Source organism: Rathayibacter sp. AY2B5, assembly GCF_002931645.1.
GTDB lineage: Bacteria > Actinomycetota > Actinomycetes > Actinomycetales > Microbacteriaceae > Rathayibacter.
Map to the genome: position 1 here is coordinate 141,203 of NZ_PSUE01000002.1, position 14,988 is coordinate 156,190.

A 14,988-nucleotide genomic window follows, 5' to 3' on the forward strand; every position below is an offset into this window, starting at 1 on the left:
CGCGGTCTCAGCCCTGGGCGCGCAGGTCCGCCAGCACCGCGTCCACGGTCGTGATCTCGATCAGCGGCGCGTACAGGGACATGGCGTCGAGCGCGCGCTGGTGGTCGGCCTCGGAGGCGCCCGCGCAGGCGTCCGCGGCGACCCTGACCCGCACTCCGGCGTCCGCGGCCGCCAGCGCCGTCGAGAGCACGCAGCAGTCGGTCGAGACGCCGGTGAGCACGAGCTCGCGGGAGTCGTCGAGCTCGGCCTCGAGCTCGGGCCCCCACTTGCCGAAGGTCGTGGCGGTGATCGTGCGGTGGCCCTCGAACCCGGCCACGAGCTCGTAGAGCCGGTCGCTCTCGGGGACGAGCGCGAACGGCCATTCGCGGTAGTAGGGGATCCAAGCGCTGGCGGGCCGCTCCGGGGCGACGAAGCGGGTGGTCACGACCCGCTCGCCGAACGCCGGGAGGAGCCGGCGGGTCCCCTCGGCCGCGCGCTCGAATCCGCCGGATCCCCACGGCGACTCCGCATCGGCGAAGACGTGCTGCAGGTCGATCGCGACGAGCAGGCTCACGCCGAGGCCTCCTGGCGGCGGACGGCCCCGCGCGAGAGCGCGAGCGTCCCTGCGAAGCCGATCACGAGCGCCACGAGGACGCCGAGATTGGCGCCGGCCCAGTCGCCGTCGCGGCCGCCGAGCGGGCCGAGGAGGTAGCCCTCCCACTCGAACCCGGGGGAGTAGTTGACCACCAGGCCCCAGCCGACGACCGCGCCGATCAGCACGAGGGCCACGGGGACCGCCGAGACGCTGCCGTAGCGGCCGCGGGAGTCGTACAGAGCCTCCTGGTCGTAGTCGCGCCGACGGAGGAGGAGATCGGCGAGGAAGACGCCGAGCCAGGCCGCGATCGGCACGCCGAGGGTGATCAGGAAGCCCTGGAACGGGCCGAGGAAGTCGCCCGCGACGAACACGACGTAGACCGCTCCGAGGACCATCAGCACGCCGTCGATCCCTGCGGCCACCGGCCGCGAGACCTTGAGCCCCGTGCTGAGCAGTGCCAGGCCCGAGGAGTAGATGTCCATCACGGCCCCGCCGATCAGGCCGAGCAGCGCGACGACGATGAAGGGGAGCAGGAACCAGGTCGGCAGGATCCCGGCGAGCGCTCCGATCGGGTCCGCGGCGATCGCGTCCGAGAGCTCCTGCGAGGAGCCGGCCAGCAGCAGGCCGACCACCACCAGCACGACGGGCGCGACCGCTCCGCCGATCGTCGTCCACGCGATCACTCCGCTCGTGCGGGCACCGCGGGGGAGGTAGCGGGAGTAGTCGGCCGCGGCGTTCACCCAGCCCAGCCCGAAGCCGGTCATCATGAACACGAGCCCGCCGATGACCGCGGCGGCCGAGCCCGCGGGCAGGGCGCCGACGGCGGCGAGGTCGATCCGGTCGAGGACGAGCACGACGTAGACCACGGTCAGCACGGCGGTCGCGACGGTGATCGCGAGCTGGAGCCGCATGATCAGGCGGAAGCCCGCGATCCCGGCGATCACGATGAGCGCGGCGACCACGATCAGCGCGACCACCTTGGTGAGCACGCCCCCGTCCCAGCCGAACTCCTCGAACACCGTCGCCGTCGCGAGCACCGCGAGGGAGGCCAGCACCGTCTCCCAGCCCACCGTGAGCAGCCAGGAGATCACCGAGACGAGGCGGTTGCCGTCGACCCCGAAGGCCGCCCGGCTGAGCACCATCGTCGGGGCGGAGCCGCGCTTGCCGGCGACGGCGACCAGACCGCAGAAGAGGAACGAGACGACGATCCCGATCACGCTGACGAGCGTCGCCTGCCCGAAGGAGAGGCCGAAGCCGAGGAGGAAGGAGCCGTAGCTCAGCCCGAGCACGGACACGTTCGCGGCGAACCACGGCCAGAACAGGTCGCGAGGGCGGCCGTGCCGCTCCGACTCCTGGATCGTGTCGAGGCCGTTGAGCTCGATGCCGCTCGCGGGGCGGGTGCTCGGACGATCGGGGGAGGTCATCGCGTCCTCGTTCTCACGGGTGCCGGCCCTGCGCCGGAGCTGTGACGAACCTACAGCGCCCCGCGCTCGAACAGCAGCCGGAGCGATTCGAGGTCGTCCGCGACCCGCGCGCAGTCCTCGTCCCAGTCGTCGAGGCTCATCCCGGGGCGCCGCCGCACGGTGAAGGCCACCTCGGCGCCGTCCCCGTTCACGAGCACCCGGAGCGGATTGTCCACCACCGTCCCGTCGGGGAGCGTGACCTCGTGGTCCGCGACGCCGAACGGGTTCTGCGGGGCGAAGCGCACCTCGACCCGGCCCATCGGCGAGTCGACGAACCAGCGTCCGTCGACCTGCTCGAGCGCGGAGGAGGCGAGGCCCGCTGCCCACCGCGGGAGGTTCGCCGGGTCGGAGACGAAGGCGTACACCTCCGCGGCCGGAGCCTCGATCACGACGCCCACGGGGCGCGATTCGTACAGGGTCATCCGCTCGTCCTTCCTCTGCAGCCGGTCAGTGCTCGTCGCCGAAGCTGGCGACCAGCAGCGCGGCCAGCGCCGTCCGCTCCAGCATGCCCTCGATGCCGATCGCCTCGCTGCGCGCGTGCGCACCCTCGCCCGGGGCGCCGAGCCCGTCGAGGACCGGCAGGCCCAGCGCGGCGACGAGGTTGCCGTCGCTCGCCCCGCCGACCGCGATCTCGCGGAGGGGGACGTCGATCCGCTTCGCGACCCGCTCGGCCCTGCGGTAGAGCGCGGCGACGGAGGCGGTCCGCTCGAAGACGGGCCGCTCCCAGGAGCCGCGCACCTCCAGCCGGATGCGCGGGTCGGCGGCGGCGAGCGCGTCGAGCTCGGCCTCGACGCGGGCGGCCTCGGCGGATCCGCGGATCCGCGCCTCCAGCTCCAGGCGCACGCGGGCCGTCGTCACGTTGACCCGCGAGCCGCCGGAGACCACTCCGATGTTGACCGAGGTGCCCTCCTCCTCCCGCGCGATCGCCAGCACCCGCGGGATCAGCGAGCCGAGCTCGTGGATCGCGCTCGCCCCCTTCTCCGGCTCGACCCCGGCGTGCGCCTCGACCCCGACCACGTCGATCACGAAGCGCCCGATGCCCTTGCGCGCCGTCTTGACCGCGTCGCCGATCGCGCCCTCGAACACCAGGACCGCGTCGGCGCCCGCGCACTGCCGCTCCAGGAACGGGCGGGAGGCGGCGCTGCCGATCTCCTCGTCCCCGCTCATCACCAGGCGGACGGCCGGATGCGGGACGCCGGCGTGGCGGAGCGCGGCCACCAGCCACACCATCTGCACCAGCCCGGCCTTCATGTCGTAGCTGCCCGGGCCGCTCAGGCGGTCGCCGTCGACGGCGAAGGGCCAGGAGCGGGTCGTGCCCAGGGGCCACACCGTGTCGTAGTGGCCGAGCAGCGCCACGAACGGACGCGTGCCCCGGTGCGGTCTTGCGCCACCGCTCGCCGGGACGGTCCAGCTGGTCGCGGTCGGCGCGTCCTGCGCACGCCGGTGCTGCACGTCGGCGTCGTGCCCGAGCCGCTCTCCCACCCAGTGCACCAGGAAGGCGTGCAGCTCGCCGAGCGCCTCGAGGGAGTCGCTGGGGCTCTCGATCATCACGAGGTGCCGGACGTCGTCGAGCATCCGCGAGCGGTTGTCGCGGAGGAAGGAGCGCACGCGGGCAGCGTCGTCGGCATCGGGGAAGGTCATCGACTCCGGAGTACCAGAGTGCGGCCGCTCGCGCGAACCGGCTGAACCGTTCGGGCCCCCGTTACGTTGGTGCAGGAAGAGGTGGAGATGTCCGAGGATCAGGCCCAGATGCTGCGTGCGCTGCACGACGAGCACGCCAGCGCGCTCTGGCGGTTCGTGCTGCGCCTGACCGGCGACCGCCAGATGGCGGAGGACGTCGTGCAGGAGGCGCTGCTGCGCGCCTGGAAGCACCCCGAGATCCTCGCCCAGGGCGAGGCCGCCGCCCGCTCCTGGCTCTACACCGTGGCCCGGAACCTCGTCATCGACGACCGCCGCAGCGCCCGCTACGCCCGGGAGCTGGGCACGGACGAGGTCCCCGAGCGCCCGACCGCCGACCGCACCGACCAGGTGCTCGACGCCTGGCTGCTCTCGGACGCGCTCAGCGGACTGAGCCACGACCACCGCGCGGTCATCGTGCACGCCTACTACGGCGGCCGCACGGTCACCGAGATCGCCGCGCTGCTGGGGATCGCCCCGGGCACCGTCAAGTCGCGGATGCACTACGGGATGCGGGCCCTCAAGCTCGCACTGCAGGAGCGGGGGGTGACGGAGCTGTGAGCCGCGACCCCTCCTCCGACGACCGGCACGACGACCCCTTCCGCGACTGGGACGCCGCGTACCTCCTCGGATCCCTGACCGCTGCCGACCGCCGCGAGTACGAGCTGCACCTGCGCGCCTGCCCCGGCTGCCGCGAGTCCCTCGCCGAGTTCGTCCCGCTGCCGGGCCTGCTGGCCCACCTGCCCCAGGACGAGGCGATGCGCCTGGTCGAGGAGCCGGAGGCGGCCGGCGATCCGGCTCCGGCGGCACTGCTGACCCGCCTCGCCGCGGCCACCGACTCCGTCCGCCGCCGGACGCGGCTGCGCATCGCGGGCCTGGTGCTCGCCGCCGCGGGCGTCTCGGCCGCCGCCGCCGTCGCCCTGCCGCTCGCGATCGGCCCGACCCTCGCCCCCGTCGAGACCGTCGGCTCGACCGTCTCGCTCGCCGCGGCTCCGGGCGTCCCCGTCGAGGCCTCCGTACGGTTCGTGCCGCAGCAGTGGGGCACGCGGATCGACATGGACTGCAGCTGGGCCGACACGGCCGAGCAGTACGCGGGCTCGGCCGGCTACGTCCTCTACGTCACGGACACCTCGGGCGGCACCGAGGCCGTCGGATCGTGGACGAGCGCGCCGGGGACGACGATGGAGCCCAGCCTCGCCACCGGGCTCCCGCTCTCCGAGATCGCCTCGGTCGAGGTGCGGCTGCAGGGATCGGACACCGTCGTGCTCACCGGCCGCCCCTGAGCGGGCCGCCGGATTCCCAGGTGCGCGCTCGGCGGACTGAGTAGCTTCTCAGTCATGACGATCGCGACCCTCGCCCTCGCCCCCGCCTCCGTGGCGACCGCCTCCTCCTCCGACAGCATCGACGAGCTCTCCGGACTCGTCGGCGTCGCCGCGCGGGTGATCGCCGCGCTCGGAGAGGCGGGCGTCGGCCTGCTGACGCTGATCGAGACGGTGTTCCCGCCGATCCCGAGCGAGCTCGTGCTGCCGCTGGCCGGCTTCCTCGCCCAGCAGGGCCGGATGAACCTGGTGCTGGTCGTGATCACGGCGACCCTCGGCGCCTACCTCGGCGGCCTGATCCTCTACGCGCTCGGCCACCGCATCGGCACGGAGCGCTCGATCCGCCTGCTCTCCAAGCTCCCGCTGGTCGACCGCGAGGACTTCGAGAAGGCGGTCGGCTGGTTCCGCCGGCACGGCACCTGGGCGGTCCTCTTCGGTCGCCTCATCCCGGGCGTGCGCAGCCTCATCTCGCTCCCCGCGGGGGCCGAGCGGATGAACCTGCTGCTGTTCTCGGGACTGACGATCCTCGGCTCCGGCGTCTGGAACGGCCTGCTGATCGGCCTCGGCGCAGCCCTCGGCACGCAGTACGAGCTCGTCGACCAGTACGCGGGCGTGCTCGACGCGATCATCTACAGCGCGTTCGGCGTGCTGCTGCTCGCGCTCGTGGTGCGCCGCGTGCGGCGGCACCGTGCCGCGGCGCGCACCGGATCCCGCCACTGACCTGCGTCCACGGGCGGGCGCAAGGCCCCGCGCCACCCCGCCCCGGTGCCCTAACGTTCGAGGGGTCCGCACTCCCCGACGCGAAGGAACGCCATGTCCGAGACCGCCGCGCCCACGATGTCCCGCACCTCCGTCGAGCGCTGGTGGATCATCGCCGTCTCGCTGATCGCGATCGTGCTCGGCGTCATCGCCGTCCTGATCCCCGGTCCGACGCTGCTGACCGTCGCCATCGTCTTCGGCATCCACCTGATCGCCGCGGGCGTCTTCCGCCTGCTGCTGGCCTTCACCGCCTCGCGGCTCGATGCCCGGGTGCGCTGGCTCGCGGGCCTGCTCGGCGCCCTGATCCTGGTCGCGGGCATCCTGTGCCTGTCGAACCCGTTCGAGTCGCTGAGCGTCCTGGGCCTCGTGATCGGCGCGGGCTGGATCCTCGACGGCGTCTCGAGCATCACCAGCGGCCGCACCGTCGCCGGCCCCGCGTGGCTGCCGATCGCGGCAGGGATCGCCTCGGTCATCGCGGGCGTCCTGACGATCATCATGCCCGTGCTGGCGCTGGCCTCCTTCGTCACGGTCGCGGCCATCCTGCTGATCGTCGTGGGCGTCTCGGGCCTGCTCCTGCTCCCGGGCCGCACGAAGCGCCCCGAGAGCGCCGAGGCGTAGACCGCGCGGATGGCCGATCCCGATCTCGTCCCCGAGCTGCTCGTCGCCGACCTCGACCGGAGCCTGGGGTTCTGGTGCGGTCCCTGCGGGTTCCGGATCCACTACGCCCGGCCCGAGGAGGGCTTCGCGTACCTGGTCCTCGGCTCCGCGCACGTGATGCTCGAAGAGGCGGGGCGGGGCCGCAACTGGATCGCGGCACCGCTGGAGCGCCCGTTCGGCCGGGGGATGAACCTGCAGCTGCACATCGACGACGCGGACCGGACGGCGGCGGCGCTCGCCGAGGCCGGGACGCCGCTGTTCTCGCCGCTCGAGACCCGCTGGTACCGGGTCGGAGCGGAGGAGGCGGGCGTCCGTCAGCTGGTGGTCGCCGATCCCGACGGGTACCTGCTGCGGTTCCAGTCGTCGCTCGGACGCCGACCGGCCCGAGCGGACGTCCCCGTCGCTCCCTGACCGGCCGACCGCGCCACCATCCGCTCGGCTCAGGACGTCATGCCAGCGAGTGACGACCGTGACACCGCGCGGCTGGTTCCCTCGAGACATGACGCAGCACCCCGCCACCGCGACCCTCCCGCAGGTCCCGGCCGCCGCCCTCTCCGAGCCCGCGATCGAGCAGGCCGCCTCGGCGGAGCACGAGCCCCTCGTCCGTCCGGCAGACCTGGTGTCGGCGCTCACGGGCGTCGCGCTCTGCTTCTTCTCCCTCTTCGTCTACGCCATCGCGCACTGGCAGTACTTCGGCACGGACGTCGACGAGGTGAGCGTCCTCGGCTGGCTCGCGCCGCTGATCGCCGGCGTCGCCTGCCTGCTGTCGGCCGTCGTGTCCGTCGGGGTCCGCGCCTCCGGGCGCCGCGCCGAGCGGACCGCGGCATGATCGCCGTCCTCGCCGGGCCCGGCCTCGAAGCCGCGGAGCAGCTCCTCGTCCGCGCCGGATGCCTCCGCCCCGAGCACCCGTGGGCGGCCGGTGCCGCCACGGAGGCCGCGCCGCGGATCGACTTCGCCGTCCTCGCCGAGCAGGCGTGCCTCCTCGACCTCTCGGAGGAGGCGGTCGCCCGCATCGCCGTGTCGCTCGCTACCGGCCGCCCCGTCGATCTGCGGAGCGCCTTCGGGCATCTCACGCGCGACCACGCCCGGCTCGTCATGACCGCGGTCGCCGCGGCCGCCGGGCACGACCGCGTGAGCAGCCGGATCCGCGTGGTCGGCGACGAGCGCCGGGTCGAGACGGCGCCGCCCCTGGCCGTCTGGCCCTCCTGACCCCCGCCCGCCCCGATCGGGCGGGCGCGCTCGCCGATCCGACCCTGGGCTCCGCGTTCCTCCGATGCTCCGGCCCGGTGAGCCGTACGGAGGTGCCGTGCCGCCGACCCGCGTCGCTACGGCCTTTCGGAGGTGCCCGGTTTAGGGTGTCCGTGTGCAACGAGTCGACGATTTCCCAGGAGCCGGACCGGTGGCGACCTCACCCGAATCCGGTGACCAGGGGGAGGCGTCCGCGCATCGGCTCTCCCCGACGGCGACCTCTCCCGTGCAGGTGACGAGCGGCGAGGCCGGCTACCAGGGCGGCAACGTGGCCGATCCGGTGTGGCAGTCGTGGCGCGACGAGCTCGCCAAGGTCGGCGGTCCGTCGCCCCTGCTCCACTTCGTGGACTCGCCCCGGACGCGCATCGAGCTCTCGACCACGCACCCCGGCGGGCTGCCCCCGTTCATCTCGGGCAAGACGACGCTCCTCTCCTCGCTCATCCGCGACGAGCTCGCCCTGCGCACCGCGAAGAACGCCGCGGGTGCGATCACCGACAAGGGGATCGAGCTGCGCTCGGTCCGCGGCATCGAGGGCGTCCACCTCGCCATCGGCCTCGCCCAGTGGCGCGCCGGCGACACGGAGTTCACCGCACCCGTGCTCCTGCGCCCGCTCGCCATCCGCCGCTACGGCCGCGACTTCGAGCTCAAGCTCAAGGGCCAGCCCTACTTCAATCCGCAGCTCGCGCGCGCCCTCAAGCAGCAGTTCGGCATCACGATCGACCCCGAGCAGTTCGTCGAGCTGGCCGTGCAGAACGGCGTCTTCAAGCCGCAGCCGGTCATCGACCAGCTGCGCGGCCTGACCTCGCACCTGCCGTGGTTCGCCGTGCACCCGCGCCTCGTGGTCTCGAGCTTCGCCGACGTGGCGGGCGACATGCTCCGCGACGCCCGGATGCTCGAGCACCCCGTCCTCGACGCCGTCGCCGGGAACCCGGCCGCCAAGCGGGCGCTGCAGCAGTCGCAGAAGGTGGCGTCGATCATCCCGCAGGACGAGCGTCCTCCGGCGACCGACAACCTCCTCCTCGACGCGGACGCCGAGCAGGAGCAGGTGATCGCGAACATCGCGGCCGGCAACTCGCTCGTCGTGAAGACCCTCCCCGGCACGGGCGGCACCCAGACCATCGTCAACGCGATCGGCGCCCTGGCCGCCCAGCACAAGCGCGTGCTGGTCGTCAGCGCCCGCAGGTCGAGCCTCGACAGCATCCACCAGCGCCTGCTCTCGGCGGGCCTGGGCGGCATCGCGGTCGGGCCCCGCACGCTCCGCCGCGACCTCATCCAGTCGATCGGCCGCAACGAGAAGGCGGCGCGCCCCTCCGTCAGCGAGATCGACGACGCCCTGCTCCGGCTGCGGAAGGTGCTGCTCGACTACCGCGGCGCGCTCTCCCGGCGCGACGAGAGCTTCGGCGTCTCGGCGCTGCAGGCCCTCGAGGAGCTCGCCCGCCTCTCGCAGCTGCGGACGCCCCCGTCGACCGCCGCCCGCCTCGACCGCCGCTCCGTCACCGCTCTCGCGCACAGCCGCCCCGAGGCGACCCGGATGCTGATCGAGTCGGCGCGCCTGGGCGAGTTCCGCTACGGCCCGGGCGACTCGCCCTGGTACGGGGCCCAGTTCGACTCCACCGCCGACGCCGAGATCGCCCACGAGCTGGCCAAGCGCCTGCACCTGCGCGACCTGCCGCGCCTGCTCGACCGCGCCCAGGACGTCATCGGCCAGACGCGGATGCGCCCGTTCGAGTCGGTCGCCGAGCTCGGCATCTACCTGCGCCTGCTGCAGGACGTCCGCGAGACGCTGGACAAGTTCCAGCCGGCCGTCTTCGACCGCTCGATCCAGGACCTCATCGTCGCCACCTCGCCGCGCCGCGAGGCCGCCGAGATGTCGTCCACCAACCGCCGGCGCCTGAAGAAGCTCGCCCGCGAGTACCTGCGTCCCGGCGCGCACGTCACCGACCTCAACGCGGCGCTCCGCCGGGTGCAGCAGCAGCGGACGCTGTGGCAGCGCTACGCGGTCGCCGGCACGATCCCCGAGGTCCCGGTCGGCGTCGCCGACGTGCAGGTGGCCTACCAGCAGGTGACCGACCAGCTGAGCCGTCTCGACGAGCCGCTCGGCCGCCGCGGGACGAACCTGCAGCTCGCCTCGCTCCCTCTCGCCGAGCTGGCCTCGATGGTGTCCGGCCTCGCCGAGGACAGCGAGGTGCTGGCCAACCTCCAGGAGCGGACGACCCTCCTCGCCACCCTGCGCGACTGGGGCCTGGACCCGCTGCTCACCGACCTCTCGCGCCGCCACGTGCCGGCCGAGCTGGTCGCGGGCGAGCTGGACCTGGCCTGGTGGCGCTCGGCGCTCGAGATCATGCTGACCGACGAGCGTGCGCTGCTCGGCGGCAACACGAGCGTGCTCGACCGGCTCGAGGCCGACTTCAAGCTCGTCGACGAGGCGCACGCCGCCTCGAGCGCCGAGCTGCTGGCCTGGAAGCTCTCCGAGACCTGGAAGATCGGGCTCGTCGACTGGCCGCAGGAGCGCGACGCGCTGCGCGCGCTGCTGCGCACCGAGGCGGCGACGACCCCTCAGGAGCTGCAGAAGGCCGCTCCGCACCTCTCGCGCGTGCTCGCTCCGGCCTGGCTCGCCTCGCCGTACGAGGTGCACCGCATCGGCACCGAGACGACCTTCGACGCGGTGTTCCTCGTCGACGCCGGGGCGACCACGCTGGCCGAGAACGTCGGAGCGATCCGCCGGGCGAAGCAGGTCGTCGCGTTCGGCGACCCGGTCACGCAGACCCCCACTCCCTTCGGCCTGCGCGTCGACGAGACGCCGGAGTTCGGCTCCACCGCCTCGCGGACCGACGTGGAGGCGCTGCACGCCCAGTCGGCGCTCGCCCGACTCGGCGAGCTGCTCAACACCGTCACGCTCACCCGCAGCTACCGCGCGGGCGGCGAGGACCTGGCCGAGCTGGTCAACCGCCGCTTCTACGGCGGCCGCATCGACTCGCTGCCCTGGGCCGGCTCGTTCCTCGGACACGACTCGCTCCGCTTCCACTACATCGCGAGCGGGCACGGCATGCCCGAGAACGACTCCGGAGCCGTCGAGTCCGTCGACGCCGAGGTCGCGAAGGTGGTCGAGCTGGTGCTCGAGCACGCGGTGATCCGTCCGCGCGAGTCGCTGATGGTCATCACCGCGAGTCCTCGCCACGCCGTGCGGGTGCAGCAGGCGGTGCTGACGGCCTTCGCCAAGCGCACCGATCTGAGCGACTTCATCCTCGGCGACCGACCCGAGCCCTTCGCCGTCGTGACGCTGGAGCAGTCGGTCGCGCAGAGCCGCGACCGCGTCATCTTCTCGATCGGCTACGGCCGGACGCCCCACGGCCGCCTGCTGTCGAACTTCGGCGCTCTCGCGGAGCCGGGCGGAGAGCGCCTGCTGGCGGTCGGGATGACCCGTGCCCGCCGTTCGATGGACATCGTCTCGTGCTTCCGCCCGGGCGACATCGACGAGTCGCGCATGCGCTACGGCATGGTCGCGCTCGCGCAGGTGCTGCAGGAGGCGGAGGACCGCGTCCAGCCGAGCGACCGCGACGACTACTCGGAGCCGATGCTGGTGGATCTCGCCGCGCGCCTCGAGCGCCGCGGACTCCGCGTCAACATCGGGCACAAGGGCAAGCTGGCGCTCGTCGCCGCGCACGGGACCCGTGCTGTGGTGGTCGAGACCGACCGCGACGTGAGCACGCAGAGCCTGCGCGTGTCGCTGCGCCTGCGTCCGGAGCTGCTGCGCCGGCTGGGCTGGCACTACCTGCGGGTGCACAACTTCGAGCTGTTCGCCGACCCCGAGGCCGTGGCCGCGCGGGTGGCCGGGCTGATCGGTGCGACCGCGGGGGAGGAGCAGACCCCTGCTCCCGCCGCCGGCGAGGCTCCTGCTCCCACCGCTGCTGCTCCCGCCGCTCCTGCTGCCGCCGCCGCTCCGGCGTCGGGGGAGACGCAGCCCGTCGAGCCGCTGCCGCGCGACTGATCGTGGCGCCGGATCCCGACGCCCCCGCGGGTGCCGACCGCCCGTTGCGGCGCACCCGCGGCGGCCGGCGGGCGACGCTCCCCGCGAAGCCCGGCACCGATCCGTCCCCGCACGACGCTCCGATCGCCGACCCCTCCGCGCCGCCCGCGCGCCCCGACACCGGCCCGAACGACGCGCGCCTGCGCCAGGACGTCCCCCCGCACTACTGACGTCAGCCGGACCGGTCGGTTATCCGCGAGTCGGCTCTCGACCCGTCGACGACCTCGGACCTCGCCGCGCCCCGCCTCGACGAGCGAACGCGTCACGCCGCTGTCCGGCGACCGCTCACGTCGGACCCGGCGACGGTGACCGGCTGCTCCCCGTCCGGTGCCTGCGGACGATCGCGTCCGTCCGGTGCCTAGCTGATCGACCGCTTTCCGCCTCATGCCCGGCGATGTCCGATGAAGGCGTGGACACAGGAACGATCAGTCCCCGCCGGAGACGCTGAAGGCCCCGATAGGCGACCTGCCGAGGGTGCAGGTGTCGTCCGAAACGCGTGCCAGCGTTTCGAACGCACTGTTCGCACACCGCTCCACGGAACGCTCTCCATCGGGAAGCCGACCGCGGTCTTCTTCCGCCTCCGGCGGAAGAAGACAGGACAACTCAGTCGACGTGCTTGCCGGAGTTCGCGGTGGTGGCGGTGCCGTTGTTGGCGAGCAGGTCGCGGATGTCGGAGAGGAGCTCGAGCTCGGTGGGGGCCTTGTCCTCCGCGGCGGGGGCGTCGGCGGCCTTCTTGGCGAACGCGGCGTTCTTGAGGTGGTTGATCGGCAGGACGAACGCGAAGTAGAGGACGAAGGCGACGATCACGAACTGGATCAGGGCCGAGACGACCGAGCCGTAGGCGATGACGGTCGGGTCCTCGCCGTTCTCTCCCGGTCGGATGGGCCAGACCAGGGCCTCGAGGGAGGAGGCGTCGAAGATCACGCCGATGAGCGGGTTGAAGATCCCCGTCACGATCGCGTTGACGATGGTCGTGAAGGCGGCGCCGATGACCACGGCGACAGCCAGGTCGATGACGTTGCCGCGGAGGATGAACTCTTTGAAGCCGTTGATCATGATCGTTCCGTTTCTGCCGTGAGCGGTGGGTGGCGGGTCAGCTCCCTGAGGAGGAACCCGAGGAGGAGGACCCGGAGGAGCCCGAGGACGACGAGGAGGAGGACGATCCGGAGCCCGAGGACCCCGAGCCGGACGAGGAGCCGCCCGAGCCCGATGAACCCGAGGATCCGGAGGAGGAGCCGCCCGATCCCGAGGAGCCCGACGACGAGTCGGATGAGCCGGAGCCGGATGCGCCCGAGCCGGACGAGCCGGATCCCGAGGAGGAGGAGCCGCCCTCGCTCGACTTCCCGCTGGAGCGGGAGTCGGTGCGGTAGAAGCCCGAGCCGTTGAAGGTCACGCCGACCGCGCTGAACACCTTGCGCAGCGCCCCCTGGCAGCTCGGGCACTCGGTGAGCGTGTCGTCGGTGAACTTCTGCTGGATGTCGAAGGCGTTGCCGCACTGCGTGCAGCGGTAGGAGTAGGTGGGCACAGGGGGCTCCTCGGAGGCGGGTGGGGGAGAAGGAGGACGGGGTCAGTGGCGCAGGTCGACGATGCCGGAGGGAGTGACGACTCCGTCGACGGCCTGGTCGTGGACCTCGCTGGGCACCCGGTCGACGAGCTCGCTGTCGAAGACGACGGCGTAGACCGGAGGGCACTTCTCCATCGAGCCGAGGGTCTTGTCGAAGTAGCCGCGCCCCCAGCCCATCCGCATCCCCTGCCGGTCGACGGTGGCGGCCGGGACGACGATGAGGTCGACGTCGTTGATCGCGATGGGGCCGAGCAGCTGCCCGACCGGCTCGGGCATGCCGAACAGGCCCTGGGTCTCGGTGTGGCCGTCGCCGACCGCCCAGTCGAGCAGGCCGTCCTGGCGCGAGACGGGGAAGAGGACGCGGATGCCGTGGCTCTCGGCCCAGCCCAGGAACGGCCGGGTGCTCGGCTCGTCCGGAGCGGAGAGGTAGCACGCGAGGGAGCGGGCCCCCACGCGGGTGGCGAGCTCGATCAGGTGGGCGGTGATCTGCTCCGCGGCCTGGTCGCGAGCGGTCGAGGTCTGCGTGCGGCGGCGCTCGCGCAGCTCGGCGCGCAGCGCCCGCTTCTCGTGCGTGATGTCGGCTGGCATGCGCTCAGTCTAGAACCGGGCCCCGCGCCGGCCTCCGCGCGGACGACCCTGAGGGACGCTCGTCACGGACCGCCCCGGAACGGGGTTCGGCGCCTTCCGTCGCCGGTGCTGGCGCGAAACTCCCGCGACTTCCCCCGCCGCTAGGATGGCGCCCCATGGGCACTCGAATCCGCAAAGCAGTCATCCCCGCCGCAGGTCTCGGCACCCGCTTCCTGCCGGCGACGAAGGCCATCCCCAAGGAGATGCTGCCGGTCGTCGACAAGCCGGCGATCCAGTACGTGGTCGAGGAGGCGGCGGACGCCGGCCTCCAGGACGTGCTCGTGATCATCGGTCGCAACAAGAACGCGCTCGCCAACCACTTCGACTCGGTGCCCGAGCTCGAGCAGAACCTGTCCCAGAAGAAGGACGACAAGAAGCTCGAGCACGTCAAGTACGCCAGCGACCTCGCCGACGTGCACTTCGTCCGTCAGGGCGAGCCGAAGGGCCTCGGCCACGCGGTCTCCCGCGCGCAGCGCCACGTCGGCGACGAGCCCTTCGCCGTGCTCCTCGGCGACGACCTGATCGACGCCCGCGACCCGCTGCTCTCCCGCATGATCGACGTCGCCGAGCAGCGCGACACCACGGTGGTCGCGCTGCTCGAGGTCGACCCCGACCAGATCCACCTCTACGGCTGCGCGGCGGTCGAGGCGACCGACGAGGACGACGTGGTGCGGATCACCGGCCTGGTCGAGAAGCCCTCCAAGGAGGACGCCCCCTCGAACCTCGCGATCATCGGCCGCTACGTGCTGAAGCCCGACGTGTTCGGTGTGCTCGAGCACACCGCTCCGGGCAAGGGCGGCGAGATCCAGCTGACCGACGCGCTGGAGCGCATGGCCCAGGACCCGGCCGAGTTCGGCGGCGTCTACGGCGTCGTGTTCCGCGGCCGCCGCTACGACACCGGCGACAAGCTCGACTACATCAAGGCCATCGTGCAGCTCGCCTCCGACCGCGACGACCTCGGCAAGGACCTCAAGCCCTGGTTGAAGGACTTCGTCGCCGGCCTCTGAGCCCCGGCGAGCGCGCCTCCGGAACGGACGGGACCCCCTGCTGAGGCGGGGGATCCCGTCCGTTCC

17 protein-coding genes are annotated in these 14,988 nt (G+C 72.8%); 10 read left to right on the forward strand and 7 right to left on the reverse strand.

Going from position 1 to position 14,988, the window contains the following annotated elements:
• Positions 1 to 7: 7 nt before the first annotated feature.
• From C5C30_RS02295 to C5C30_RS02310, 4 genes are read right to left on the reverse strand one after another with little or no spacing between them, the layout of a single operon-like run.
• A complete protein-coding gene (locus C5C30_RS02295) occupies positions 8 to 553 on the reverse strand; it encodes a cysteine hydrolase family protein (RefSeq protein WP_104333094.1) in 546 nt (181 codons plus the stop codon).
• Entirely contained in the window at positions 550 to 1,998 is a 1,449-nt protein-coding gene (locus C5C30_RS02300) for a cytosine permease (RefSeq protein WP_104249451.1), read from the reverse strand. The genes C5C30_RS02295 and C5C30_RS02300 overlap by 4 nt, the downstream gene beginning before the upstream one ends.
• A 50-nt stretch (positions 1,999 to 2,048) precedes the next feature.
• A complete protein-coding gene (locus C5C30_RS02305; protein ID WP_104226451.1) occupies positions 2,049 to 2,459 on the reverse strand; it encodes an SRPBCC family protein in 411 nt (136 codons plus the stop codon).
• Between the two features lie 25 nt (positions 2,460 to 2,484).
• Positions 2,485 to 3,678 (reverse strand): M20/M25/M40 family metallo-hydrolase, encoded by a 1,194-nt coding sequence (locus C5C30_RS02310; RefSeq protein WP_104225069.1) that lies wholly within the window; start codon positions 3,676 to 3,678, stop codon positions 2,485 to 2,487.
• Positions 3,679 to 3,765: 87 nt separating this feature from the next.
• On the opposite strand from C5C30_RS02310, the gene C5C30_RS02315 reads away from it, so the two are divergent.
• The 9 genes from C5C30_RS02315 (at position 3,766) to C5C30_RS02355 (ending at position 11,894) form a co-directional block, all read left to right on the forward strand.
• Positions 3,766 to 4,275, forward strand: a complete 510-nt coding sequence (locus C5C30_RS02315) for a sigma-70 family RNA polymerase sigma factor (RefSeq protein WP_104225070.1) — start codon at positions 3,766 to 3,768, stop codon at positions 4,273 to 4,275.
• On the forward strand, positions 4,272 to 4,997 hold the full coding sequence (locus tag C5C30_RS02320; protein WP_104273099.1) for an anti-sigma factor: 726 nt from the start codon (positions 4,272 to 4,274) through the stop codon (positions 4,995 to 4,997). The genes C5C30_RS02315 and C5C30_RS02320 overlap by 4 nt, the downstream gene beginning before the upstream one ends.
• A gap of 54 nt (positions 4,998 to 5,051) precedes the next feature.
• Positions 5,052 to 5,753 carry a DedA family protein gene (locus C5C30_RS02325; protein ID WP_104225072.1) on the forward strand — a complete coding sequence of 234 codons (702 nt, stop codon included), beginning with the start codon at positions 5,052 to 5,054 and terminating at the stop codon, positions 5,751 to 5,753.
• A gap of 93 nt (positions 5,754 to 5,846) precedes the next feature.
• Positions 5,847 to 6,410: an HdeD family acid-resistance protein gene (locus tag C5C30_RS02330; RefSeq protein WP_104225073.1), complete on the forward strand. Its 564-nt coding sequence runs from the start codon at positions 5,847 to 5,849 to the stop codon at positions 6,408 to 6,410.
• A gap of 9 nt (positions 6,411 to 6,419) precedes the next feature.
• Positions 6,420 to 6,860 (forward strand): VOC family protein, encoded by a 441-nt coding sequence (locus C5C30_RS02335; RefSeq protein ID WP_104333095.1) that lies wholly within the window; start codon positions 6,420 to 6,422, stop codon positions 6,858 to 6,860.
• A gap of 88 nt (positions 6,861 to 6,948) precedes the next feature.
• Positions 6,949 to 7,278, forward strand: a complete 330-nt coding sequence (locus C5C30_RS02340) for a hypothetical protein (RefSeq protein WP_104226447.1) — start codon at positions 6,949 to 6,951, stop codon at positions 7,276 to 7,278.
• The gene (locus C5C30_RS02345) at positions 7,275 to 7,658 is read left to right on the forward strand and encodes a hypothetical protein (RefSeq protein ID WP_104333096.1); all 384 of its coding nucleotides are present in this window, start codon (positions 7,275 to 7,277) and stop codon (positions 7,656 to 7,658) included. The genes C5C30_RS02340 and C5C30_RS02345 overlap by 4 nt, the downstream gene beginning before the upstream one ends.
• A 190-nt stretch (positions 7,659 to 7,848) precedes the next feature.
• Positions 7,849 to 11,685, forward strand: a complete 3,837-nt coding sequence (locus C5C30_RS02350; protein ID WP_374955295.1) for a DEAD/DEAH box helicase — start codon at positions 7,849 to 7,851, stop codon at positions 11,683 to 11,685.
• A gap of 2 nt (positions 11,686 to 11,687) precedes the next feature.
• Positions 11,688 to 11,894, forward strand: coding sequence for a hypothetical protein (locus tag C5C30_RS02355; RefSeq protein WP_104223221.1), 207 nt, complete (start codon positions 11,688 to 11,690; stop codon positions 11,892 to 11,894).
• 433 nt (positions 11,895 to 12,327) lie between these two features.
• On the opposite strand, the gene mscL is transcribed toward C5C30_RS02355, so the two are convergent.
• Genes mscL through C5C30_RS02370 form a run of 3 tightly spaced genes read right to left on the reverse strand, consistent with a single transcriptional unit; the run spans position 12,328 to position 13,876 of the window.
• Positions 12,328 to 12,780 (reverse strand): large conductance mechanosensitive channel protein MscL, encoded by a 453-nt coding sequence (gene mscL / locus C5C30_RS02360; protein WP_181131422.1) that lies wholly within the window; start codon positions 12,778 to 12,780, stop codon positions 12,328 to 12,330.
• A 37-nt stretch (positions 12,781 to 12,817) separates the two neighbouring features.
• On the reverse strand, positions 12,818 to 13,249 hold the full coding sequence (locus tag C5C30_RS02365) for an FmdB family zinc ribbon protein (RefSeq protein ID WP_104333097.1): 432 nt from the start codon (positions 13,247 to 13,249) through the stop codon (positions 12,818 to 12,820).
• Between the two features lie 42 nt (positions 13,250 to 13,291).
• Complete coding sequence (locus tag C5C30_RS02370; protein WP_104223219.1) at positions 13,292 to 13,876, reverse strand: 5-formyltetrahydrofolate cyclo-ligase; 585 nt, start codon at positions 13,874 to 13,876, stop codon at positions 13,292 to 13,294.
• A gap of 155 nt (positions 13,877 to 14,031) precedes the next feature.
• Between C5C30_RS02370 and galU the strand changes: the two genes are divergently transcribed.
• Complete coding sequence (gene galU / locus C5C30_RS02375; RefSeq protein ID WP_104223218.1) at positions 14,032 to 14,922, forward strand: UTP--glucose-1-phosphate uridylyltransferase GalU; 891 nt, start codon at positions 14,032 to 14,034, stop codon at positions 14,920 to 14,922.
• The last annotated feature ends 66 nt before the right edge of the window (positions 14,923 to 14,988 follow it).